Origin of the sequence: Bradyrhizobium sp. LA2.1 (genome assembly GCF_040547725.1) — a bacterium.
GTDB lineage: Bacteria > Pseudomonadota > Alphaproteobacteria > Rhizobiales > Xanthobacteraceae > Bradyrhizobium > Bradyrhizobium barranii.
Window position 1 is genome coordinate 502,833 of the sequence record NZ_JBEPQI010000001.1, and the last position, 20,163, is coordinate 522,995.

20 protein-coding genes and 3 riboswitches are annotated in these 20,163 nt (G+C 67.8%); of the genes, 4 read left to right on the forward strand and 16 right to left on the reverse strand.

What is annotated here, in order from left to right; genetic code table 11:
• Positions 1–39: 39 nt before the first annotated feature.
• Positions 40–241, reverse strand: a riboswitch (cobalamin riboswitch).
• A gap of 71 nt (positions 242–312) precedes the next feature.
• Positions 313–885, forward strand: coding sequence for a histidine phosphatase family protein (locus ABIB95_RS02140; protein ID WP_354237743.1), 573 nt, complete (start codon positions 313–315; stop codon positions 883–885).
• Positions 886–891: 6 nt separating this feature from the next.
• Here the strand turns inward: ABIB95_RS02140 and cobT are convergent, their stop codons facing one another.
• From cobT to cbiE, 8 genes are all read right to left on the reverse strand, one after another.
• Positions 892–1,944, reverse strand: coding sequence for a nicotinate-nucleotide--dimethylbenzimidazole phosphoribosyltransferase (cobT, locus tag ABIB95_RS02145; RefSeq protein ID WP_354237744.1), 1,053 nt, complete (start codon positions 1,942–1,944; stop codon positions 892–894).
• Between the two features lie 10 nt (positions 1,945–1,954).
• On the reverse strand, positions 1,955–2,704 hold the full coding sequence (gene cobF, locus ABIB95_RS02150; RefSeq protein WP_354237847.1) for a precorrin-6A synthase (deacetylating): 750 nt from the start codon (positions 2,702–2,704) through the stop codon (positions 1,955–1,957).
• A gap of 41 nt (positions 2,705–2,745) precedes the next feature.
• Positions 2,746–3,423 (reverse strand): energy-coupling factor ABC transporter permease, encoded by a 678-nt coding sequence (locus tag ABIB95_RS02155; protein WP_354237745.1) that lies wholly within the window; start codon positions 3,421–3,423, stop codon positions 2,746–2,748.
• Positions 3,424–3,460: 37 nt separating this feature from the next.
• Positions 3,461–3,678, reverse strand: a riboswitch (cobalamin riboswitch).
• A 45-nt stretch (positions 3,679–3,723) separates the two neighbouring features.
• On the reverse strand, positions 3,724–4,455 hold the full coding sequence (gene cobA / locus ABIB95_RS02160; protein WP_063984425.1) for a uroporphyrinogen-III C-methyltransferase: 732 nt from the start codon (positions 4,453–4,455) through the stop codon (positions 3,724–3,726).
• Positions 4,452–5,762 carry a cobyrinic acid a,c-diamide synthase CobB gene (locus tag ABIB95_RS02165; protein WP_354237746.1) on the reverse strand — a complete coding sequence of 437 codons (1,311 nt, stop codon included), beginning with the start codon at positions 5,760–5,762 and terminating at the stop codon, positions 4,452–4,454. The genes cobA and ABIB95_RS02165 overlap by 4 nt, the downstream gene beginning before the upstream one ends.
• Positions 5,762–6,544: a precorrin-4 C(11)-methyltransferase gene (cobM, locus tag ABIB95_RS02170; protein ID WP_354237747.1), complete on the reverse strand. Its 783-nt coding sequence runs from the start codon at positions 6,542–6,544 to the stop codon at positions 5,762–5,764. The genes ABIB95_RS02165 and cobM overlap by 1 nt, the downstream gene beginning before the upstream one ends.
• On the reverse strand, positions 6,541–6,909 hold the full coding sequence (locus ABIB95_RS02175) for a cobalamin biosynthesis protein (protein ID WP_354237748.1): 369 nt from the start codon (positions 6,907–6,909) through the stop codon (positions 6,541–6,543). Before ABIB95_RS02175 ends, cobM begins: the two co-directional genes overlap by 4 nt.
• Positions 6,906–8,087 carry a precorrin-6y C5,15-methyltransferase (decarboxylating) subunit CbiE gene (cbiE, locus tag ABIB95_RS02180; RefSeq protein ID WP_354237749.1) on the reverse strand — a complete coding sequence of 394 codons (1,182 nt, stop codon included), beginning with the start codon at positions 8,085–8,087 and terminating at the stop codon, positions 6,906–6,908. The genes ABIB95_RS02175 and cbiE overlap by 4 nt, the downstream gene beginning before the upstream one ends.
• Here cbiE and ABIB95_RS02185 point away from each other — a divergent pair.
• Positions 8,086–8,832, forward strand: a complete 747-nt coding sequence (locus ABIB95_RS02185) for a cobalt-precorrin-6A reductase (RefSeq protein ID WP_354237750.1) — start codon at positions 8,086–8,088, stop codon at positions 8,830–8,832. The two genes, cbiE and ABIB95_RS02185, sit on opposite strands and share 2 nt — an antisense overlap.
• Here the strand turns inward: ABIB95_RS02185 and cobJ are convergent.
• Genes cobJ through ABIB95_RS02220 form a run of 7 tightly spaced genes read right to left on the reverse strand, consistent with a single transcriptional unit; the run spans position 8,808 to position 16,730 of the window.
• Positions 8,808–9,542, reverse strand: a complete 735-nt coding sequence (gene cobJ / locus ABIB95_RS02190) for a precorrin-3B C(17)-methyltransferase (protein WP_354237751.1) — start codon at positions 9,540–9,542, stop codon at positions 8,808–8,810. The two genes, ABIB95_RS02185 and cobJ, sit on opposite strands and share 25 nt — an antisense overlap.
• Positions 9,539–10,270 carry a precorrin-2 C(20)-methyltransferase gene (locus ABIB95_RS02195; RefSeq protein ID WP_354237752.1) on the reverse strand — a complete coding sequence of 244 codons (732 nt, stop codon included), beginning with the start codon at positions 10,268–10,270 and terminating at the stop codon, positions 9,539–9,541. The genes cobJ and ABIB95_RS02195 overlap by 4 nt, the downstream gene beginning before the upstream one ends.
• A 2-nt stretch (positions 10,271–10,272) precedes the next feature.
• Positions 10,273–10,902: a precorrin-8X methylmutase gene (locus ABIB95_RS02200; RefSeq protein WP_247308739.1), complete on the reverse strand. Its 630-nt coding sequence runs from the start codon at positions 10,900–10,902 to the stop codon at positions 10,273–10,275.
• The gene (cobG, locus tag ABIB95_RS02205) at positions 10,902–12,065 is read right to left on the reverse strand and encodes a precorrin-3B synthase (protein WP_354237753.1); all 1,164 of its coding nucleotides are present in this window, start codon (positions 12,063–12,065) and stop codon (positions 10,902–10,904) included. Before cobG ends, ABIB95_RS02200 begins: the two co-directional genes overlap by 1 nt.
• Positions 12,062–15,310 carry a cobaltochelatase subunit CobN gene (gene cobN / locus ABIB95_RS02210; RefSeq protein WP_354237754.1) on the reverse strand — a complete coding sequence of 1,083 codons (3,249 nt, stop codon included), beginning with the start codon at positions 15,308–15,310 and terminating at the stop codon, positions 12,062–12,064. The genes cobG and cobN overlap by 4 nt, the downstream gene beginning before the upstream one ends.
• Positions 15,310–16,359, reverse strand: a complete 1,050-nt coding sequence (gene cobW / locus ABIB95_RS02215; RefSeq protein ID WP_085403126.1) for a cobalamin biosynthesis protein CobW — start codon at positions 16,357–16,359, stop codon at positions 15,310–15,312. Before cobW ends, cobN begins: the two co-directional genes overlap by 1 nt.
• Positions 16,356–16,730 (reverse strand): DUF1636 family protein, encoded by a 375-nt coding sequence (locus tag ABIB95_RS02220; protein ID WP_028148471.1) that lies wholly within the window; start codon positions 16,728–16,730, stop codon positions 16,356–16,358. The genes cobW and ABIB95_RS02220 overlap by 4 nt, the downstream gene beginning before the upstream one ends.
• Positions 16,731–16,826: 96 nt before the next feature.
• Positions 16,827–17,048: riboswitch (cobalamin riboswitch) on the reverse strand.
• A 40-nt stretch (positions 17,049–17,088) separates the two neighbouring features.
• Between ABIB95_RS02220 and cobO the strand changes: the two genes are divergently transcribed.
• Positions 17,089–17,724, forward strand: a complete 636-nt coding sequence (gene cobO / locus ABIB95_RS02225; protein WP_028148472.1) for a cob(I)yrinic acid a,c-diamide adenosyltransferase — start codon at positions 17,089–17,091, stop codon at positions 17,722–17,724.
• A 26-nt stretch (positions 17,725–17,750) separates the two neighbouring features.
• A complete protein-coding gene (locus tag ABIB95_RS02230; RefSeq protein WP_354237755.1) occupies positions 17,751–19,199 on the forward strand; it encodes a cobyric acid synthase in 1,449 nt (482 codons plus the stop codon).
• Here ABIB95_RS02230 and cobD read toward each other — a convergent pair.
• Positions 19,188–20,153: a threonine-phosphate decarboxylase CobD gene (cobD, locus tag ABIB95_RS02235; RefSeq protein WP_354237756.1), complete on the reverse strand. Its 966-nt coding sequence runs from the start codon at positions 20,151–20,153 to the stop codon at positions 19,188–19,190. The genes ABIB95_RS02230 and cobD overlap by 12 nt on opposite strands.
• Between the last annotated feature and the right edge of the window lie 10 nt (positions 20,154–20,163).

Sequence of the window (20,163 nt, forward strand, 5' to 3'; positions counted from 1 at the left end):
TGAAGCCGAATGTCTGTACTCCCCGACCGACATCTTCGCGTGTGACCACGGCTGACGGCAGGTCTCCTGGCTCGCGGGTCAGTACCTTGCATCGCCTTCCCGGGACCGAGATGCCCAGTGGCTCGTGACGCAAGATTCGCCGCTTACAGTTGCGGGGGCAGCCGCGGCATTGGGGATAAAATCCCCGCACCGCATTCCCTTTTCATCCCCACTCGGGGAAACCGTCAAAGCCATCTAGGATTACCGACAAGACAGAGTCAATGTGCCGCTGCGACGTTATTACCACAGCGACCAACTTCCTTGGAGATAGGCATGGAAGGCGAGACCTTCCTCTGGCTGATACGGCACGCGCCCGTCGACGGCGTCAAAGGGACGATCCACGCGGCCGACGCGCCCGCCGATCTCGGCGATCGCGTGCAACTGGAGGCGTTGCGACAGAGGCTCCCGCCAGATGCTGCGAGCTTTGCGAGCCCGGCGCGACGCACGGTTGAGACGGCGCGCGCGCTGGGACTCGAACCCGCGTTGGTGCCCGAATTTGGCGAGCAGGATTTTGGCGACTGGACCGGCCGGCGGCATGACGAGATCGCGGCGACCGGCGGCGAGGCCTATGCGCAGTTCTGGAGCGATCCGGCGCACGGGCGGCCGCCTCGCGGCGAAAGTTTTGAGGATCAGGTCGCGCGCGTCCGGCAGGGTCTCTCGCAAATCGGCGCCGGGTCAGCAACGCTCGTCGTGCATTCCGGCACCATCCGCGCCGCACTCTGCATTGCGCTGGATCTCACGCCACAAGCGGCCCTGCGCTTCGTGATCGATCCGTTGTCACTGACCCGGATCGACCGGCTCGCCACCGGCTGGCGCGTCGTCGCGGTCAATCAGCGCGCGGCTTGAGCCGGGTCAGGCCGGGCGATCCGGCACGTTGGCCTGCGCGAAGGTCGCCATGTCGTTGTGAAGGCTGCACGCGAGCCGCACCAGTGGCAGCGAGATGGCCGCCCCCGATCCTTCGCCGAGCCTGAGATCGAGGCTGATCAACGGCTGCACGTTCAGCGCACGCAGCACCAGCCGATGCCCCTGCTCCGCCGATTGATGCGACGGCAGCAGGAATGGCTGGCACGACGGGTTCAGCCGCACCGCCGCCAGCGCCGCCACCGATACGATGAAGCCGTCGATCAACACGGGAATGCGGGCTTGCGCAGCCGCAATGATGGCGCCGCAGATCGCCGCGATTTCGAGGCCGCCGACGGCGCACAGGATATTTTCCGGCGAAGCGCCCGCAACGCCGTGACGCGCGATCGCAGCGTCGATCACGCGCGCCTTGTGCGCACGGCCGGCCGCATCGACGCCGGTACCGCTGCCCGCGATCTCCTCGGCACTGATGCCGAGCAGGCTCGCCGCAATCGCCGCCGACGTCGTGGTATTGCCGATGCCCATCTCGCCGAAGATCAGGAGATCGGGCCTGCCGGCGTCTGCGCGCGCGACTGCGCGCTGACCGGCTTCGAAGGCGAATGCCAGCTCCGTGGGGCTGAGCGCTGCTTCCACGCTGAAGTCGCGCGTGCCCTGGCGCGGCTTGTCGGTGACGATTCCTGCCATCTCCTCCTGCGCCAGCGTGCCGGCGTCCACGACCTCAAGGTTTGAGCCAAGCTCACGCGCCAGCACCGAGATCGCGGCACCGCCCGAGGCAAAATTCGCCATCATCGCGATGGTCACTCCTTGCGGATAGGCCGACACGCCCTGCGCGACGATGCCGTGATCGCCGGCGAAGACGATGATCGGCACTCGCGCGGCGCGCGGCTGCTCGGTCGCCTGCAGGCCCGCAAGCTCGACCGCAAGCTGCTCCAGCCGGCCGAGCGCGCCGGCCGGTTTTGTGAGTTGCGCCTGACGCGCGAGCGCCGCCTCGCGATGGACAGCGGAGACATCGGGGCATTTCCGGGTGACCCAATCGGGGAGCATGCTGCCTCGCTTACGGCCTGCGCTTGAGAATGTAGCTGTCCATGATCCAGCCGTGCCGCTCGCGCGCATCCTGTCGCGCGGCGACGATGTGCGGGGCGATCTCGGCCAGAACGCCGGACATGACGATCTGATCGGGCATGCCGAGATAGGCGCCCCACCAGATGTGCAGCCCCGCTGGATCGAGCGACTGGAACGCCGTGCCGCCGTCGAGCATCACCACCACGGTATCGACGCCCTGCGGCCAGCCGCCTTCGCGCAAGCGGCGTCCCGTCGTGACCAGGAAAGGCTCGCCGATGTCGTTGAGCGGCAGCGCATGCGCCGCGCACAGCGCCTGGATCGAAGTGATGCCGGGCACGACCTCGATATCAGGCAAGGGATCGAGCCGCCGCGCAATGCGCAGGGAGGAATCATACAGTGATGGATCGCCCCAGATCAGCAGCGCGACCTTGCCATCATCACCGAGCTGGCTCGCGATCGTCCGCGACCAGGCCGCGGCCACGGCATCGTGCCAATCGTCGACGCCCTTGTGATAATCCGCTTCACCGGCATCGCGCACGGGAAGGTCGAACTCGGCAATGCGCGTCGTTTGATTGGTGAGCACATCCGCGCAGATCGTCCGCCTGAGATCTGCGAGATCGGACTTCGCCGTCCCCTTGCGCGGGATCAGGATGAGATCCGCCGCGTTGATGGCTTGAACGGCGGCGCGCGTGAGCTGCCCGGGATCGCCGCAACCGATGCCTATCAGGGAGAGCGTGAGCATCGCGCGTGCAGGGGCGGCCATGACGGCCGCCCCTTTGTCTCTTAAGCCGCGTTGTGCAGGCGCGGCGTGACGAGGCCGGGCGCGGTGACGCCGCGCAGCGACTTCGCCAGCGCCAGCACACCGAGGTCGGCCAGCGGCTCGATCACGATGACGAGCGCGTAGGAGGCCGCGAAGGTCGCGATGTTGACGAGGTTGGTCGCACCGAAGCCGGAGCCATAGAGCGCCCAGAACGCGACCCAGGCGATGACGCCGGCCTGATACGTGGTCGAAAGCGCCAGCGCCTGGCGATACCTGAGATCGACATAGGCGGTGTTGCGGGCAATGATCCGCGCGGCGATCGCCTGGATCCCGAACAGCGGCACCAGCAGCGTGGTGACGTTCATGCCGAATTGCGGCAGATCGGGCGGCTCGAAGAAGATGCCCTGGAAGAACAGTCCGAACGCAAGGCCGAAGGCCGCGGGCGCTGCCCCAAACAGCAGGAACAGGGTCGAGCCAAGGATGAAGTGCACCTCGGAGACGCCGACCGGGAAGTGCGGCAGGATCTCGAAGAAGACGAACACGAGGCCCGTGGCGGCGAGCGTCCGCGCAGCGAACGACGTGATGCCCTGCTCGCGCACGGTCTCGACCGCGAGCTTCAGCGCAACGCCGCCGACGGCGATGCCGGTTGCGTAACTCAACACGAGCTTGGCGCCCGATACGACTCCGGGTTCGATATGCATGGTTCAGTTCCTTCCTGCCGTCACACCCGACGGCCTTGGCCACAAAACATGCACGGCCGGTCTCCTGGCTCGCGGTTCACTGGGGTTCTCCGGCCTTCCCGAGCCTCGCGGCCCAGTGGCTGATCGGAGCCCCTCACCGCTTACAGTCGCGGGGGCGGCTGGGGTTTTGGGCGGCGCAACTGTCCGCCCACCCCCATTCCCGATTATGCTCCGGCGGTTTGCGCCGCCTCGAGCACCATGCATCTCCTGTGTGCCCCTTTCGCCAGCCGGGCGTCAAGGGGCGAAGGGCGGCCGGGACGGTCATGACGGATAATCCCCGGCCAGTGCGCCGAACAGGATCACGGCGGCCGTCGAGGCAGCGCCGCCCCGCGCAAGTTGCTCGGCCAGCTCGGCAATGGTGGTGCGGACCAGCCGCTCGTCGGGACGACCGAGGGATTCGGCGAACAGCGCCGGGGTATCCGGCGCGAGGCCGTGCTCGATCAATTTTGCGACAAGCGCCGGAAAGGTGCGCCGGCCCATATAGACCACGGTGGTCGCTTCGGGATCAGCCAGCGCCGCCCAGTTCAAATTCTGCGGCAGCTCGCCGGTGACATCGGCCCCGGTCACGAACTGCACCCGGCGCGAGGTGTGGCGCCGGGTCAGGGGAATGCCGGCTTGCGCAGCGGCGACACAGGCCGAGGTGATTCCGGGAATGATCTCGTAGCCGATGCCGGCTTCGCGCAGCGCCTCCAGCTCCTCCTCGAGCCGGCCAAAGATACCGGCATCGCCCGATTTCAGCCGCACGACACGGACGCCGGCCGCGGCGTAGTCGACCAAGAGGCGGTTGACGTGGTGCTGCTTGGTCGAGGGCCGCCCTGCCCGCTTCCCCACCGCGACGAGATTGGCGCCGGGCCGGGCCAGATCGAGGATCGCGCCGGAGGCGAGGTCGTCGTAGAGCACGACGTCGGCATCGCGCAGCCGCGCGGCGCCTTTGAGCGTGAGGAGCTCGGGGTCGCCGGGGCCGGCCGAAATGAAAGTGACAAAACCGCTCACCGGTCCTCCGCGATCAGATGGAAGAACGTGCCGGTGGCATGACCGCGGCGCGAACCGGTCTCGGCGATGACCGCGCCTGTTGCATCGTGCACGACCGCCAGCGGCGTATCCGGCTGCGCGATAATCGTCGAATAGTGGAACTCATGACCGCGCAGGCGCGCGCCGACCTGATGGCCCGGCATCGGCGCTGCGAGTGCAGCGAGACGATAGCCCAGATGCATGCGGCGCTTGGCAAAGCTCGTCTCCAGTCCGAGCAGGCCCGTCATCTCATGACGAATGCCATCGGCATCGGTCAGAGCGGTTCCCAGCACCATATAGCCTCCGCATTCGCCGTGCACCGGCCGCGTGTCAGCGAAGGCGCGCAAGCCGCTGCGAAAGCGGGCATTGGCCGCGATCTTCCCCGCGTGCAGCTCGGGATAGCCGCCGGGCAGCCAGCAGACATCGGCGCTCGCGTCAGGCGCTTCATCGGCAAGCGGCGAGAATGTCGAGATCTCGGCGCCGGCAGCGCGCCAGGCCTCCAGCATGTGCGGATAGATGAAGGAGAACGCGGCATCGCGGGCCAACGCAATGCGCTGCCCGGGCGGCGTCACGTTCATGCCGTTTACCGCCGGTTGCGGCGACCAGCTTGCTGCCGATCCCAGCACCGCATCGAGATCGACGTGTTCGGCAACAAAGCGCGCGGCTTCGTCGATCAGCTTGCCGATCTCGGCCTGCTCCTCGGCCTGTACCAGCCCGAGATGCCGTTTCGGCAGGCTGATCTCGGCATGGCGCGGCAGCGCGCCGAACACGGCGATGCCGGCATCGTTGAGTGCACGCCGCACGAGATCTTCATGCCGCGGGCTGGCGACGCGATTGAGCACCACGCCGGCAAGCTGCACACCCGCGCGATAGTCACGAAGGCCTGCGGCGATCGCCGCTGCCGTCTGTGCCTGCCCGGAGGGATCGATCACCAGCAGCACCGGCCAGCCCAGCATTTCCGCAATGTCGGCGGTGGCGCCGGTACCGGAGACGCCGCGCGCGGCGACGCCGTCGAACAGGCCCATCGAGCCCTCCGCGAGCACGACATCGGCATCAGTGCCGCGACCGACGAGATGAGCTATCGCCCCGCGATCCATTGCCCAGCTATCGACGTTGACGGAAGCGCGCCCCGTCGCGGCGGCATGGAAGGCGGGATCGATATAATCGGGCCCGCTCTTGAAGCACTGCACGTTCAATCCGCGATTGCGCCAGGCGCGCGCCAGCGCCAGCGTCAGCGTGGTCTTGCCGACGCCGGAGGCCGGCGCGGAGATGACGAGCCCTGCCGGCATCACGATGCCTCCGGAAAGCGCGGATCGGCGCCGACCGGCCGATAGCGCCGATCGTAATCGGCGGCATAGAGACGGCTCTCGTCAAAATCCGCAGCACCAAGCGTCTTGCCGACCAGGATCAGTGCCGTGCGCTCCATCTCGGTCCCGACGGCGGCATCGAGCGTCGCCAGCGTGGCGCGAACGATGCGCTGGTCCGGCCAGCTCGCGCGCCAGACGATGGCGACCGGGCAATCCGCGCCGTAATGCGGCGTCAGCTCGGCGACGACCTTGTCGAGCAGATGGATCGACAGATGGATCGCGAGCACCGCACCGGTGGCGGCGAACGCCGCGAGCTTTTCGCCCTCAGGCATTGCGCTGGCGCGGCCCGGCGTGCGCGTCAGCACCACCGTCTGGGCAAGACCGGGAAGCGTCAGCTCGACCTCCAGTGCAGCTGCCGCAGCCGAGAAGGACGGCACGCCCGGCGTGACCGTGTAGGGAATACCGAGCGCGCGCAGGCGGCGAAGCTGCTCGCCCATCGCCGACCAGATCGCGAGATCGCCGGAATGCAAGCGAGCAACATCCTTGCCGTCGGCATGCGCGGCAGCGATCTCCGCGATGATCTCGTCGAGCGACAGCGGCGCGGTGTTGACGATGCGGGCGCCGGGCGGGCAATGCGCCAGCACGCCCTCGGGCACCAGCGAGCCCGCATAGAGGCAGACCGGACAGGCCGCAATGAGGTCGCGTCCGCGCAACGTCAGCAAATCCGGAGCGCCCGGTCCTGCACCGATGAAGTGCACCGTCATGCGCCGTCTCCTTCCGCGATCGCGGCGGTCGCGGTGCGATCCCGCGAGACCGCCCGCGGCGCAATCAATCGCGCGCGAGGGCCAGCCGCAACGAGCGCCGCGGCTTCAGCGACCGAACCCGTGCCGAACTTTTCCGCGACGAGCTCCGATTGCGTCGGCGTCTCGATGCCGGCCAGCATGTCCGCCGGAACCGGCTTGATCGGCACGCCGCATTCACGCGCGAGTTGCTTCAGCGGCTCCGCGTCGGCCTTGTCGCTGACAGTCGCGACCGCCGCAAGGCCTTCGGAACCACCGGCTGCCATAAGCGCCTCGCGCAGCGAAGCCAGCGTGACATCCTTTTTGAATCCGAGTCCGGCGACTTTCATCGAACCGCACTCCATTGCACCACGGGCCGCGACGCTTCCCAGGACCGGTAGCGGCCGAGCGGCGCGGCATGGGCAATCTCGACCCGCATCAATTCGCCACCGTGGCGCTGGTGCAGCTCGCCGAGCAGCGCTTCCGTTTCCAGCGTTACCGCATGCGCGACGAGCCGCGCACCCGGCGCAAGCCGCGACCAGATGGCATCGAACATCGCGATATCGAGACCGCCACCGATGAAGACGGCATCCGGCGCTTCCAACGCAGCAAAAGCTTTCGGCGCGCTCCCCGTGATGACGGTGATCCGATGCGCCAATCCGAACGCTGTTGCATTGCTGCGGATATTCGCGGCGCGATCCTCGCGCGCCTCGATGGCGGTCGCCGTCCCGCCGCACAGCGCCCATTCGACCGAGATCGAACCCGAGCCGGCGCCGATATCCCACAGCCGCTCGCCGGGTCGCGGCGCCAGCGCCGAGAGCGCCAGCGCGCGCACCGGCCGCTTGGTGATCTGGCCGTCGTGAGCAAAGAGATCGTCTGACAGGCCGGAGCTGCTGGGAATGCCTTGCCCGCCCCTCGCCTCGACCGCTACTGCGACCAGGTTTTCGCCCAGATCGCCCGCAAAGCTGTCGGCACGATGCTCAGCGATGCTTTCGCGCGGCCCGCCGAGCGCGGCGAGAGTCCAGAACGCCGAGGCGCCCCACCCGCGCTCGCTCAGCCATTTGGCGAGCTCACCGGCCGCCTTGCCGTCGCGCACGAGGCAAATGATGCGCGCACCTCGCACCAGATGCGGCACGAGACGCTCGAACGGCGCGGCATGAAGCCCGAGACAGGCAATGGCCTCGAGGCGCCAGCCGAGCCGCGCGGCGGCGAGCGAGAAGGTCGATGGCGCCGAATGCGCGATCCACTCGTTGGCATCGAGCTTCTCGGCGAGACTTGCACCCGCGCCGTGCCAGAACGGATCGCCGGAGGCGAGCACCACCGTCGGCCGGTCGCGGCAGCTCAGCACGATGTCTGCGTCGAACGGCACCGGCCACGGGCGACCACGCCCCTCCACATCAGCAAGCGCGAGATGACGCTCGCCACCAAAAACAGTTTCTGCCTTGGCAAGCGCCTTTCGGCTTGCCTCGGACAGCCCGGCAAGGCCATCTTCGCCGATACCGATGATGGTCAACCAGGGATCAGCCATGACGCGCGCCCTCATTCTGGGCGGAACCGCCGATGCGAGCTTGCTCGCCGCGGAAGTCGCACGCGCGCGCATCGACGCCGTGTATTCCTATGGCGGCCGAACCCGCACGCCCGCCGATCAGCCGCTGCCGACCCGCATCGGTGGCTTCGGCGGCGTGAGCGGGCTTGTCGACTTTATTCGCGGTGAGCGCATCACGCATGTGATCGACGCCACGCATCCCTTCGCTGCCGAGATGAGCCGCCACGCGGTCCAGGCGTGCACGCAAACGGGCACGCCGCTGATCGCGCTCGAACGCGCGCCTTGGACGAAGGCGCCCGGCGACACCTGGACCGAAGTCGCCGACGTCACCGCCGCAGCCGCCGCGCTGCCCGAGACGCCCGCAAACGTGTTCCTCGCCATCGGCCGCCAGCACATCGCGCCATTCGCGAGCAAGCCACAGCACACCTACACGCTGCGGTTCGTCGATCCGCCCGAAGCACCGCTGCCCTTCGCTGCGGACGTGATCGTCTCGCGCGGGCCGTTCACGTTCGACGGCGAGCTCGAAATGACGCGCGCGCGGGGTATCGCATGGATCGTCGCCCGCAATTCCGGCGGCGACGGTGCACGCGCCAAGATCGACGCGGCCCGCAAACTCGGCCTGCCCGTAATCATGATCGCGCGGCCCGAGCTGCCGGAACGGTTGCGGGTTGAGAGCGTGGCCGAGATCATGCAATGGCTCGGTCATCGCGCCTGCCTCGGAGCATAGACCCAGCGGCCGATGCGGCGCGTCTGCGAGTTGCCGACGATCACAAGCGTGCGCATGTCGGCCATCTCAGGCCGCGCGTCGTTCAGCGTGACGGTCTCGATCCTTTCATCGGCGGCGCTGATCGCGCGCGCGAAGATCACGAGGCGCTCGCCGCAGCCGGCGTCCTTCAACACCGCAAGCGCACGGCCAAATCCCTCCGGCCGGCTCGCCGAGCGGGGATTGTAGATAGCAATGGCAAAATCGGCTTCCGCAGCGAGCCGCAGACGCTTCTCGATCACCGCCCAAGGCTTGAGATTGTCCGAGAGATTGATCGCACAGAAATCATGGCCGAGCGGAGCGCCGGCGCGCGCGGCCGCCGCCAGCATCGCGGTGATACCGGGCAAAACGCGAATGGGAAGCTCGCGCAACTGCGGCGCCTGTTCGAGCGCTTCGAACACGGCCGACGCCATCGCGAAGACGCCGGGATCGCCGGAGGAGACGACGACGACCTGCCCGCCTTCGGCTGCGAGCCGCAGGGCCTCGCTTGCGCGCTGCAGCTCTTCGCGATTGTCGGAGGGGTGCAAGGCGAGCCCTGCCCGCGGCGGCACGCGCGCAACATAGGGCGCATAGCCCAGAATGTCGGTGGCGGCGGCAAGGGCGGCGGAGACCTCGGGCGTCACCAGCGCATCGCTGCCCGGTCCGAGGCCCGCGATGGTCAGCGTGCCCGTCATTCGGCGGCGTCCAGATGCCGGCCCTTGCCGTGCACCAGCACGATCGCAAAATAAGGACAGTCGGCGGCATCGATCTCGGCGAGCCGCACCACGCGCTCGCCCGGCATGGTGCCGCGCTCGACCAGCCAGGCATCGTCCAGCCGGCCCGCGGACACCAGCGCGCGGCGCACCTTTGAAAGATTGCGGCCGGTCTTCATGACGACAAGCGCATCGGAATCGCGCATCCGCCGCTCGAGCTCGTCTTCGGGAAGCGTGCCCATCAGCACCGTCGTCACGTCGTCGCCAAGCGCGATCGGCTGTCCGACACCGTTCCAGCAGCCGACCATGCCGGGAATGCCCGCGATCACCTCGATCTCGACACGGCCTTGCAGGCGCGTGTGCAGATGCATGAAGGAGCCGTAGAAGTAAGGATCGCCCTCGCAGAGCACGACGACGTCCACCGCACGCGAAAGCCGCGCCAGCCGTTCCGCCCATTCGTCGTAGAAGCCGGCGAGCAGCTGCACATATTCCGGGCTATCGAAGGCGAGCTCCGTCGTAACAGGATATTCCATTGCGTATTCGGTAGCGTCGGAGGCCAACATGCCTTCGACGATCCGCCGCGCCTGGCCGGGCCGACCCTTCTTGCGGAAATAGGCGACATGCTTCGCAGACCGCACCGTCCGGTCGGCGCGCACGCTCATCAGATCAGGATCGCCGGGGCCGAGACCGCAGCAGATGATGCGTCCCATGGCTATTCGCTCCGGCTCGCCAGCGCATTCACGGCCGCGACCGTGATCGCGGAGCCGCCGAGGCGGCCCTCGACGGTCAGCGCCGGCACCGGCGGATCGGCCATCAGCGCTGCCTTGGATTCGGCCGCGCCGACGAAGCCGACCGGGCAGCCGATGATCGCCGCGGGCCGCGGGCAGCCCGGGTCCTCGAGCATGTTGAGGAGATGAAACAGCGCGGTCGGCGCGTTACCGATCGCAACGATTGCGCCGTCGAGATGCGGTCGCCACAACTCCAGCGCCGCTGCGGACCGCGTATTGCGCATGGACTGCGCGAGCGCGGGAACGGCCTCGTCGCCGAGCGTGCAGATCACGGCGTTGGCCGCCGGCAGTCTCGCGCGCGTAATTCCTTCCGAGACCATGCGCGCGTCGCACAGGATTGGGGCGCCCTTCTGCAACGCCGCGCGCGCAGCAGTCGCCATGCCTGATGTGAAGCGGATATGCGCCTCAAGGCCCACCATGCCGGCGGCGTGGATCATCCGCACCACGACCTGCTCCTCGTCCGGCGTGAAGCGGGCAAGATCGGCCTCTGCCCGGATCGTCGCGAAGGATTGCCGGTAGATCGCCGCGCCGTCGGTCTCGTAGGTGTGCGGCATCAGTGGCCTCCGACCAGGATGGAGGGATCGCTGACGATGTCGGCGCCATTCAGGCCGCGCAGAACCGGCTCGTCGCGGGTCGAGCCGTCGCGGACGAGATCGAATCCGGCGCTGGTCGCAACCAGCGTCACCGCGGACGCGCCGGAACGCGCGCAGCCCTTGGCGCAGCCGGAGACGTGAAGGCGCGTATCGAGGGCGATGCGCGGCGCAAGGGCGGAAGCGAGTGCGCGGGTGTCGGCATGCGCCTCGCGGCAACGCGGGGCGCCGCTACAAGCAATCACGCGCAACGCCGGATCGTAAGGCTCGGTGATGAGGCCTGCCCCGCTCGGCATCTCGCGCTTGCCCTCGCTCAGCACCATTCGCCATGGCGTCATGCGCAGCGCATGTCCGCAGCCGGAAAATTGATGGAGCGTCGTGTGCAGCATCTGCCCGAACGCGACGCCGACCAGGGCGCCATGCGGATAATGCCCGGGTCGTGACGCGGCCATGACCGGAGCAGGCTCGGTTTCGCCGCTCAGCGACTCCGGCAATTCCGCGCCGGCCGCGATATGAGCCGCCATGCGCCCTCGCCCGCCCTTCGCGCCGCCGGACGAGATGAACCAGCTTGCGAGCGCGAGCACCGTGCTCACGGCCTCTCCGCGTGCGACCGAGCGGCCAAGCCTTGCGCCATCAGTCCGCACCAGGAGCCGGCCGCCGCGATCGCGTTCGATGCGCAAATCGGCGGAATCGCCGGCGAGTACGCGCGACTTTCCATCGTCGATGGCGAAGCCGAATTTTGTGGGGAGTTCGAGCGTGCTGTCGGCGAGCGCTTCTTCAAGCTCCGCGGCGAGCGCCTGTGTCTCGTCACCGCTGTTCCAGAACGGCGTCACCAAGATGTTGCGCCGGGATTCGATGTCGGAATCGGGGTCGAGCAGCCGCAGCCGTGCAAGTCCGTCGAGCAGTGGCCGATGGCCCTGTTCGCTGACGCCCCTGATCTGGAGGTTGGCACGGCTCGTCACATCGATGAGGCCGTTGCCGTAGCGTTCGGCGAGCTCGGCAAGGCCGGCCACCTGTGTCGCTTCGAGACGCCCGCCGAACGGGCGCACGCGGACGACGAGCCCGTCGCCCGATTGCATTGGGCGCAACGCGCCGGGACACCAGCCCTTGATCGCGGCCGCACTCATGAAGCCTCCTTCAGCGCAGCCGCGATCGAATTGCGGCGCGTTCGCCAGAGCGAGGCTTCGTGCAGGCGCGTGAAGCAGGTCTCCATCGCGGCGAGCGCCGCCGGATTCTCGCGGGCCATGAAGCTGCGGACATCGGCATCGCCGAGCGTCGCATCGTAGTAGAGATCGAACAGATGCGGCGGTACGGCGCCGGCCAGATGCGCGAAGGCGGCCATGTGCTCCAGCGTCGCGGTGATCTCGGCGGCGCCGCGAAAACCGTGCCGCATCATGCCGGCGATCCAGGCCGGATTGGCCGCGCGTGCACGGACGACACGGGAGATTTCCTCGGTCAGCGTCCGCGCGTGCGGCTGCTCGGGCCGCGTCGTATCGAGGTGATAGAGCGATGGTCCTGCCGCGCCGAGATGCGCTGCGGCGGCAGCGATGCCGGCTTCATGTGCAGCATAGTCGGCGGCAAGCAGAAGATCGGTCTCCGGCAAGTCCTGGACGTGCACGAAAGCATCGGCGGATGCGAGCCGCGTCTCGATGCCGGCACGATCCGGCTGCATCGCACCGTCCGCCGAGAACGCCCAGGACGATGCCGACAGCCAGGCTTCGCCGGCGGCATCGCGCGTCTCGGCCGTGAAGGCATCCGGGATCGCGGAGAGGCCGACGCCGTATTGGCCGGGGCGCGGCGCGAACACACGCGAGGCGCGGTGACGATAGGGATTCTCCTCGCCCTCCTCCTCGCGCGTTGCGAGCGCCTCGGCGGCGGCCTCGAACAATTGCGCAAGGCCGGAGAAGACATCGCGGAACAGGCCCGACACGCGCAGCGTGACGTCGATACGGGGGCGCCCGAGCTCCGCCGGTGCGATGATGTCATAGCCGGTGACGCGGCCGGAGGCGTGATCCCAGCGCGGCGCAAGGCCGGCGAGATGCAGCGCCATGGCAAACTCCTCGCCGGCGGTCCGCATCGTCGCGGAGCCCCAGAGATCGACCACGAGGCCTTTCGGCCAGTCGCCGTGATCCTGCAAATGGCGACGCAGCAGCTCTTCCGCGAGCCTGATGCCTTGCGCATGCGCCGACGGCGTCGGCACCGCGCGCGGATCAACGGCAAAGAGATTGCGTCCGGTCGGCACCACGTCCTGGCGTCCGCGATACGGCGAGCCCGATGGCCCCGGCGCAACGCGCTGTCCCGCCAGGGCGGAACGCAACGCATCGCGCTCCGCATCGGCGCAGGCGCCGCGGCCGAACACGTGCAAGCCGTCGCCGAACTGGCTCTCCTTGAGATCGCAGACGAAGCGATCGATCCGTGGGATCGCTTCCGCCGGTGCTGCCGAGGCATCCAGACCAAGATCGTCCTCGAGGCCCGCGGCGCGCGCTTCGTCGCGGATCGCAGAAATCAGGCGCTGACGGCGCGCGGGATCGAGCCCATCGGCGGTCGAATATTCGTCCAGCAGCCGTTCGAGCCGGCGCAGGCCGTCCGGCACCGCGGATTGTTCCAGCGGCGGCGGCAGATGGCCGATAGTGACGGCACCCAAGCGCCGCTTGGCCTGCGCGGCCTCGCCGGGATCGTTGACGATGAAGGGATAGATGACCGGCAGATCGCCGATCAGGGCTTCCGGCCAGCAGTGTGAGGACAGCGCGACGGATTTCCCGGGCAGCCATTCCAGCGTGCCATGGGCGCCCATGTGCACAACGGCATCGATGGTCTGCCCGCGGAGCCAGAGATAGAACGCGACATAGGCATGGCGCGGCGTGCGGGCGAGATCGTGATAGTCGGCATCGCGCGTGGTCGCATCGCCGCGCTCGGGCTGAACCGCGATGATCGATTGGCCGCATCGGATCGCAGCGAAATGGAACGCGCCGTCGCGGCAGCTCGGATCGGTCTCCGGCGCCCCCCGGGCCTGCGCGAGATCATCCTGCAAGGCTTGCGGCAGGCGCGAGAGCGCCGCGCGGTAGTCGGCGACGCTCCAGGTCAAGTTCTGCTTGAGCAGCGTCTCGCCGAGCGCCTGGACCGGCGCAACATCGAAGCCGGCCTCGGTCAGGTCAGACAGCAATGCCTCGACCGACGCCAGCGCATCGAGACCAACCGCATGCGCGATCTGATGCGGACGGCCCGGGTAGTTCGAGAGAACGAGCGCCACCCGCTTCTCGGCGACTGGCGTCTCCGCGAGGCGCCGCCAGGCCGCAACGCGCGCGGCGACGGCCTTGACGCGCTCCTCATCGGGCCGGTGGGCCAGATGCGAAAATTGCAGATCGGGATCACGCTCCGCGGCCGATTTGAAGCTCACCACGCCCGCGAACAGGCGGCCGTCGACCTCCGGCAGCACCACATGCATCGCGAGATCGCCGGGCGACAGGCCGCGCAGCGACTCCGCCCAGTCTTCGCGCCGTGCCGATGAGAGCGCGACCTGGAAGACGGGACATGATGCAGCATCGAACGGTGTCGTGCCGTCGTCGCCCATCGCCGAGAACGCCGTCGCGTTGACGATCGCGGCCGGAGGATTCGTCGCGAAATACGTTTGCAGCCAATCCGCAACGCCCGGAGCCTTCAGCGAGGTGACGAACACGCCGTACGCGTCAAAGCCGCGCTCGCGCAGCGCCGCGATCAGGGCGTCGACCGGCCCGGTATCCGCGGCGGTGAGATAGGAACGATAGAAGGTCACGAGCGCGAGCGGCTTTCTCTCGCCTGCCATCGGCGCAGCAATGACGCCGCGCGCGGGATCGTAAAAGCCCATCTCAGGCAAGTTCATCTCGCCGACGACCGGGCCTGCGTAAAGGCCCGAGGCCAGCGCGAGCTGCGCAATCGCGGCCTGGGCTGCAACGGGACCGCCGGTGTCGCAGAGCACCTTGAGCCGGCGCAGCGTCGAAACCGGCAGGGTCGAGTAAGCATCGAGCCGCGTGTCGTCGCGGCCGTCGGCCGGCAGCACGGCCAGCACGATGTCGCGGTTCTTCGCCAGCTGCTGGAGGGCCGCGAGCCCGTACGGCCAGTAGGGCTCACCGCCGATCAGGCGCACCAGGATGCCGCGCGCCTGCGACAGCGTGCGCTCGATATAGGTGTCGACCGACAACGGATGCCGCAGCTCCGCGAGATTGGCGAGCCGCAGCGACGGCAGGCTGTTGCGGCCGCGTCGCCAGCCGGCCGCGAACGCGGCAAGGTCGGAATCCGAGTACGAGAGCACCACGAGATCGGCCGGGTCCTGGCCGATGTCCCTTGGCGTCGCGGTCTCCTCGAGACCGCGGCTCTCGCGGAAGACGACGTGCATCAGATACCAGATCCTGAAAGCCCAAGTCCGACCTTGATCGCGGCCTCGTCGATATCGCCGTGCTCGCCGATCACGACAAGCTTCGACTGCCTGAGAGCTGCGCCCCAGGGCTTGTCGAACTGGTGGCGCACGCGCTCGCCGACCGCTTGCAGCAACAGGCGCATCGGCTTGCCCGCGACCGCGATATAGCCCTTGACGCGCAGCACGTTCTGCTCGCGCGAAAGACGCTGCACCGACGCGACCAGTGCGTCGATGTCGCTGATTTCAGGAAGATCGATCACGACGGAGGCGAAATCGTCGTGCTCGTGATCCTCCTCGCCGTCGTGATGCGAGGGGCGCGCGGCGAGATCGTTCTCTGCGGCGGCGCCGAGCCCGAGGATCACGCGCGCATCGATCGCGCCATCGGTGACGGATAGCATCGGCACGCGGCGCGGCATCTCCGCGGTGATGGCGGCCTTGGCGGCTTCGATCCCTGCAGCGCCCGCAAGATCGGCCTTGGTCAGCAGCACAATGTCGGCGCAGGCGATCTGGTCCTCGAACACTTCCGACAGCGGCGTCTCGTGATCGAGATTTCCATCCGCCGCGCGCTGCGCTTCCACCGCAGCCGGGTCCGGCGCAAAACGGCCGGCGGCGACAGCCTCGGCATCGGCGAGTGCGATCACGCCGTCGACCGTGATGCGCGAGCGGATCTCCGGCCAGTCGAACGCCTTCAGCAGCGGTTTTGGCAGCGCCAAGCCAGAAGTCTCGATCAGGATGTGATCGGGCCGCACGGGGCGCGCCAGCAGCTTTTCCATGGTCGGAATGAAATCGTCCGCAACGGTGCAGCAGATGCAGCCATTGGCGAGCTCGACGATGTTCTCCTCCGGGCAATTGGCATCGGCGCAGGACTTCAGGATCTCGCCGTCGACGCCCTCGCTGCCGAACTCGTTGACGAGCACGGCGAGCTTCTTGCCGTCGGGGTTTGCGAGCAGATGCTGGATCAGCGTCGTCTTGCCTGAGCCGAGAAAACCGGTGACCACCGTCACGGGGACTTTTGCGAGCGAGTTCATTCGGCGGCCTCCGGCAACACGGCAATGGGGGGAATGCGGGCAAGCGACTGCTTGCGGAAGATTTCGGGACGGCTGCGCCAAGGCACGAGGCCGTCGGGCGCGGCGGCATAGGCAGCAGCACCCGCGACCACGTCGCTCGCATGGGCCTCTGACAAGCGGCCATAGACATAGGACCAGCGGCCGGGCGCGCTGAGCGCAACCGAGCAGCCCTGGCTGCATGCCGACAGGCATTCAACGGGAACCACATTGACGCCCTCAGGCACGCCGGCGTCGAGGATCGCACCATGCAGGCGCTTTCCGGGCGTCGTCTCACCCTCGTCGAGCGTCTGGCCGGCACGGCAGGTAATACAGACGTGAAGTGTGACGGTCATCGCCTCTTCCAGGATAAACAGCGGGAGGCGAAGAGGCACACGGACCATTCCCCCGAAGGTCCGTTTCCCCGTCGCGGAACACCCCGTCCGCCGGTCCAAAACTCGTCCGCGCTGGCAGGTCTCCCGGCTTGCGGAGCAGGGCTTTTGGCCCTTCGATCCCCGCCTTCCCGATCCCCTGGGGGATCAGTGGCTTCGGGCATCTCTCCGGTCACGGTCGCGGGGGCGGCTGCAGTTTGGACCCGAATCTTGTCGATTCGGACCCTATCGCATTCCCTCTTCGCCTGTCATAGGACAGGAACCAACGCCGGGCCACCATTTGCCCCCGGCCGCCTCTTGTCAAGCCGAAGGACCCTGTCAGATGACGCCTGAACCGGATACCCAAACGGCCGAGGAAACCGACGCCCGCCACGCCGCGAAAATGGCGAAGATCAAGGTCGCCCGCGACAAGATCATGGCGACCAAGAGCGGCGAGAAGGGCCTCATCATCGTCCACACCGGCGCCGGCAAGGGCAAGTCCTCCTCCGCCTTCGGCATGATCGTCCGCTGTGTCGCCCATGGCTTCCCATGCGCGGTCGTGCAGTTCATCAAGGGTGCCTGGGACACCGGCGAACGGCGCCTGCTCACCGGCCATTTCGGCGAGCTCTGCCAGTTCCATGCGATGGGCGAAGGTTTCACCTGGGAGACGCAGGACCGTGCCCGCGACATCGCCGCGGCGCAGGCCGGCTGGGCGAAGGCCAAGGAGCTGATATCAGATTCCAATCTGCGCATGGTCGTGCTCGACGAGATCAACATCGCGCTGCGCTATGACTATCTCGACATCGCCGAGGTCGTCGACTTCCTGAAAACGCACAAGCCGCCGATGACGCATGTCGTGCTCACCGGGCGCAACGCCAAGGACGAGCTGATCGAGATCGCCGATCTCGTCACCGAGATGACGCTGGTGAAGCACCCCTTCCGCTCCGGCATCAAGGCGCAAGCCGGCGTCGAGTTCTGAGCACGGCCCCAGGTTCTGAAAACACCATGGCGCGCGCACTGATGATCCAGGGGGCCGGCTCGGACGTGGGCAAGTCGCTCATCGTCGCCGGCCTCGCCCGCGCCTTCACGCGGCGCGGCCTGCGCGTGCTGCCCTTCAAGCCGCAGAACATGTCGAACAACGCGGCCGTCACCGTCGACGGCGGTGAGATCGGTCGCGCCCAGGCGCTGCAGGCGCTGGCCGCCGGCGTCGAGCCGCACACCGACATGAACCCGGTGCTGCTGAAGCCCGAGACCGATGTCGGCGCACAAATCATCGTGCAGGGAAAGCGCATCGCGACCGCGCGGGCGCGTGAATATGCGGCGATGAAACCGTCGCTGATGGGCGCGGTGCTGGAAAGTTTCGAGAGGCTGAAAGCGCGCGCCGATCTGGTGCTGGTCGAAGGCGCCGGCAGCCCGGCCGAGGTCAACCTGCGCAAGGCCGACATCGCCAATATGGGCTTTGCGCGCAAGGCCGACGTGCCCGTCGTGCTGGTCGGCGACATCGACCGCGGCGGCGTCATCGCCCAGCTCGTCGGCATCAAGACGGTGATCGACCCCGACGATGCCGCGATGATCCAGGGTTTCGTCATCAACAAGTTCCGCGGCGATCCCTCGCTGTTCGACGACGGCTACAAGCTGATCGAGCAGAAGACCGCGTGGCGCGGCCTTGGCGTGCTGCCCTGGTTCGCGCGCGCCGGCGAGCTGCCGGCCGAGGATGCGCTGGGCCTGAGCGACGCGCGCAAGCCGGGCCAGTGCAAGATCGCCTGCCTCGTGCTGTCGCGGATCGCCAATTTCGATGATCTCGATCCGCTGAAGCTCGAACCTGGCGTCGATCTCGTGATGGTGCGGCCGGGCGAAGCTATCCCCGGCGACGTCCGCCTCGTCATCATCCCCGGCTCAAAGTCCACCCGCGGCGATCTCGCCTTCCTGCGCGCGCAGGGCTGGGACATCGATCTCCTGGCGCATCACCGCCGCGGCGGCCATGTGCTTGGCCTCTGCGGCGGCTATCAGATGCTCGGGCGCAGCGTCGCAGACCCTGATGGCATCGAAGGCCCTGCCGGCGACACGCCGGGTCTCGGACTTCTGGACGTCGCGACAATGATGAGCCCGCAGAAGACACTGACGCGCGTCGCGGCCGTGCATGCCGCCACGGACCAGCCGATCGAGGCCTACGAAATCCACATCGGCCGCACCGACGGACCGGATCGCGCCCGCCCGTTTGCGAAACTGAACGGCGAGCCCGAAGGCGCGATCTCCAGCGATGGGCGCGTGCAAGGCAGCTATTTGCACGGCCTGTTCACGTCGGATGATTTCCGCAAGGCGTATCTCGCAAAGCTCGACATTCCGGCAGGCGACGAGCCTTATCACAGCAGGGTCGAGAGCGCGCTCGACGCCCTCGCCGATCACATCGAACAACATCTCGACGTCGGCGGCCTGCTGGCGCTAGCGCGCTAGCGCCTCGGCAAGGCGCGTCCATTCGGCTTCGCTGCCCGGAAGCCCGAGACGCAGCCATGTCGGGTTCTGCGCGAAGACGCGCGACCAGATCTGGCCGCGGGCCAACGTCTCCTGCGCGGCAAGCGCATCGGACGTCTCGTAAAGACGAAAGAGCGGCGCACCACCGACGAGCCGCCAGCCCTGTGCTTGCGCCATCCCGTCGAGGCGAACACAGTCGCGCGCAAGCCGCGCGGTCGTGGCCTCGGCCCAGGCGTCGTCGCGCAAGGCGCGGCAGCCGATCGCGATCGCCGCTCCCGACACCGGCCATGGCCCCGACATCGCCGCGAGCTTGGCGATGTCGGCCGCGTTGCCGAGCGCAAACCCAAGCCGCAGGCCGGCAAGACCATAGAACTTGCCGAAGGAGCGCAGGACCAGCAGTCCAGGCCGATCCGCCTCGGATGCGAGCGACAGCTGCGGGGCAGCATCGGCAAAACTCTCGTCGATGACGAGACGGCCGACGCGCGGCAGCAGCGCCAGCAAATCCTTTGGCGCAAAACGCCGGCCATCGGGATTGTTGGGATTGACGACGACGGCGAGATCCGCGCCCGCCAGCGCGTCGAACTCGCCGACCTCCTGGACATCCCAACCCGCAAGCGACAAGACCCCGGCATATTCATTGTAGGTCGGCGCAAGGATGCGCGCGCGGCCGGCTGGCGCGAGTTGCGGCAGCAATTGAATGGCGGCCTGGGCACCGCCCATCGCGACGATCGGCGCGCTTGTGCCGTAGGCATGCTGTGCCGCCTGATGCAGCGCCACGATCTCGGCGCGCGACGGTAGCGCGTTCCATGCGCGCGCACTCACCTCGCCCACCGGATAAGGCAGCCGGTTGATCCCGGTCGACAGATCGATCCAGTCTTCCGCGCGTCCGCCAAAACGCTGCTGGGCCAGATCGAGATTTCCACCGTGCTCGCGCATGCCCCGTTCT

Bases quoted from the DNA above. Each gene is read 5' to 3' on its own strand.
- cobF (WP_354237847.1), bottom strand. From the start codon at position 2,704: ATGCTCACGCTCTCCCTGATAGGCATCGGTTGCGGCGATCCCGGGCAG.
- ABIB95_RS02175 (WP_354237748.1), bottom strand. From the start codon at position 6,909: ATGAAAGTCGCCGGACTCGGATTCAAAAAGGATGTCACGCTGGCTTCG.
- cobN (WP_354237754.1), bottom strand. From the start codon at position 15,310: ATGCACGTCGTCTTCCGCGAGAGCCGCGGTCTCGAGGAGACCGCGACG.
- cbiE (WP_354237749.1), bottom strand. From the start codon at position 8,087: ATGGCTGATCCCTGGTTGACCATCATCGGTATCGGCGAAGATGGCCTT.
- ABIB95_RS02140 (WP_354237743.1), top strand. From the start codon at position 313: ATGGAAGGCGAGACCTTCCTCTGGCTGATACGGCACGCGCCCGTCGAC.
- ABIB95_RS02195 (WP_354237752.1), bottom strand. From the start codon at position 10,270: ATGGGACGCATCATCTGCTGCGGTCTCGGCCCCGGCGATCCTGATCTG.
- ABIB95_RS02185 (WP_354237750.1), top strand. From the start codon at position 8,086: ATGACGCGCGCCCTCATTCTGGGCGGAACCGCCGATGCGAGCTTGCTC.
- cobT (WP_354237744.1), bottom strand. From the start codon at position 1,944: ATGCTCCCCGATTGGGTCACCCGGAAATGCCCCGATGTCTCCGCTGTC.
- cobJ (WP_354237751.1), bottom strand. From the start codon at position 9,542: ATGACGGGCACGCTGACCATCGCGGGCCTCGGACCGGGCAGCGATGCG.
- cobG (WP_354237753.1), bottom strand. From the start codon at position 12,065: ATGAGTGCGGCCGCGATCAAGGGCTGGTGTCCCGGCGCGTTGCGCCCA.
- cobO (WP_028148472.1), top strand. From the start codon at position 17,089: ATGACGCCTGAACCGGATACCCAAACGGCCGAGGAAACCGACGCCCGC.
- cobW (WP_085403126.1), bottom strand. From the start codon at position 16,359: ATGAACTCGCTCGCAAAAGTCCCCGTGACGGTGGTCACCGGTTTTCTC.
- ABIB95_RS02230 (WP_354237755.1), top strand. From the start codon at position 17,751: ATGGCGCGCGCACTGATGATCCAGGGGGCCGGCTCGGACGTGGGCAAG.
- ABIB95_RS02200 (WP_247308739.1), bottom strand. From the start codon at position 10,902: ATGCCGCACACCTACGAGACCGACGGCGCGGCGATCTACCGGCAATCC.
- cobD (WP_354237756.1), bottom strand. From the start codon at position 20,153: ATGCGCGAGCACGGTGGAAATCTCGATCTGGCCCAGCAGCGTTTTGGC.
- ABIB95_RS02155 (WP_354237745.1), bottom strand. From the start codon at position 3,423: ATGCATATCGAACCCGGAGTCGTATCGGGCGCCAAGCTCGTGTTGAGT.
- ABIB95_RS02220 (WP_028148471.1), bottom strand. From the start codon at position 16,730: ATGACCGTCACACTTCACGTCTGTATTACCTGCCGTGCCGGCCAGACG.
- ABIB95_RS02165 (WP_354237746.1), bottom strand. From the start codon at position 5,762: ATGCCGGCAGGGCTCGTCATCTCCGCGCCGGCCTCCGGCGTCGGCAAG.
- cobM (WP_354237747.1), bottom strand. From the start codon at position 6,544: ATGACGGTGCACTTCATCGGTGCAGGACCGGGCGCTCCGGATTTGCTG.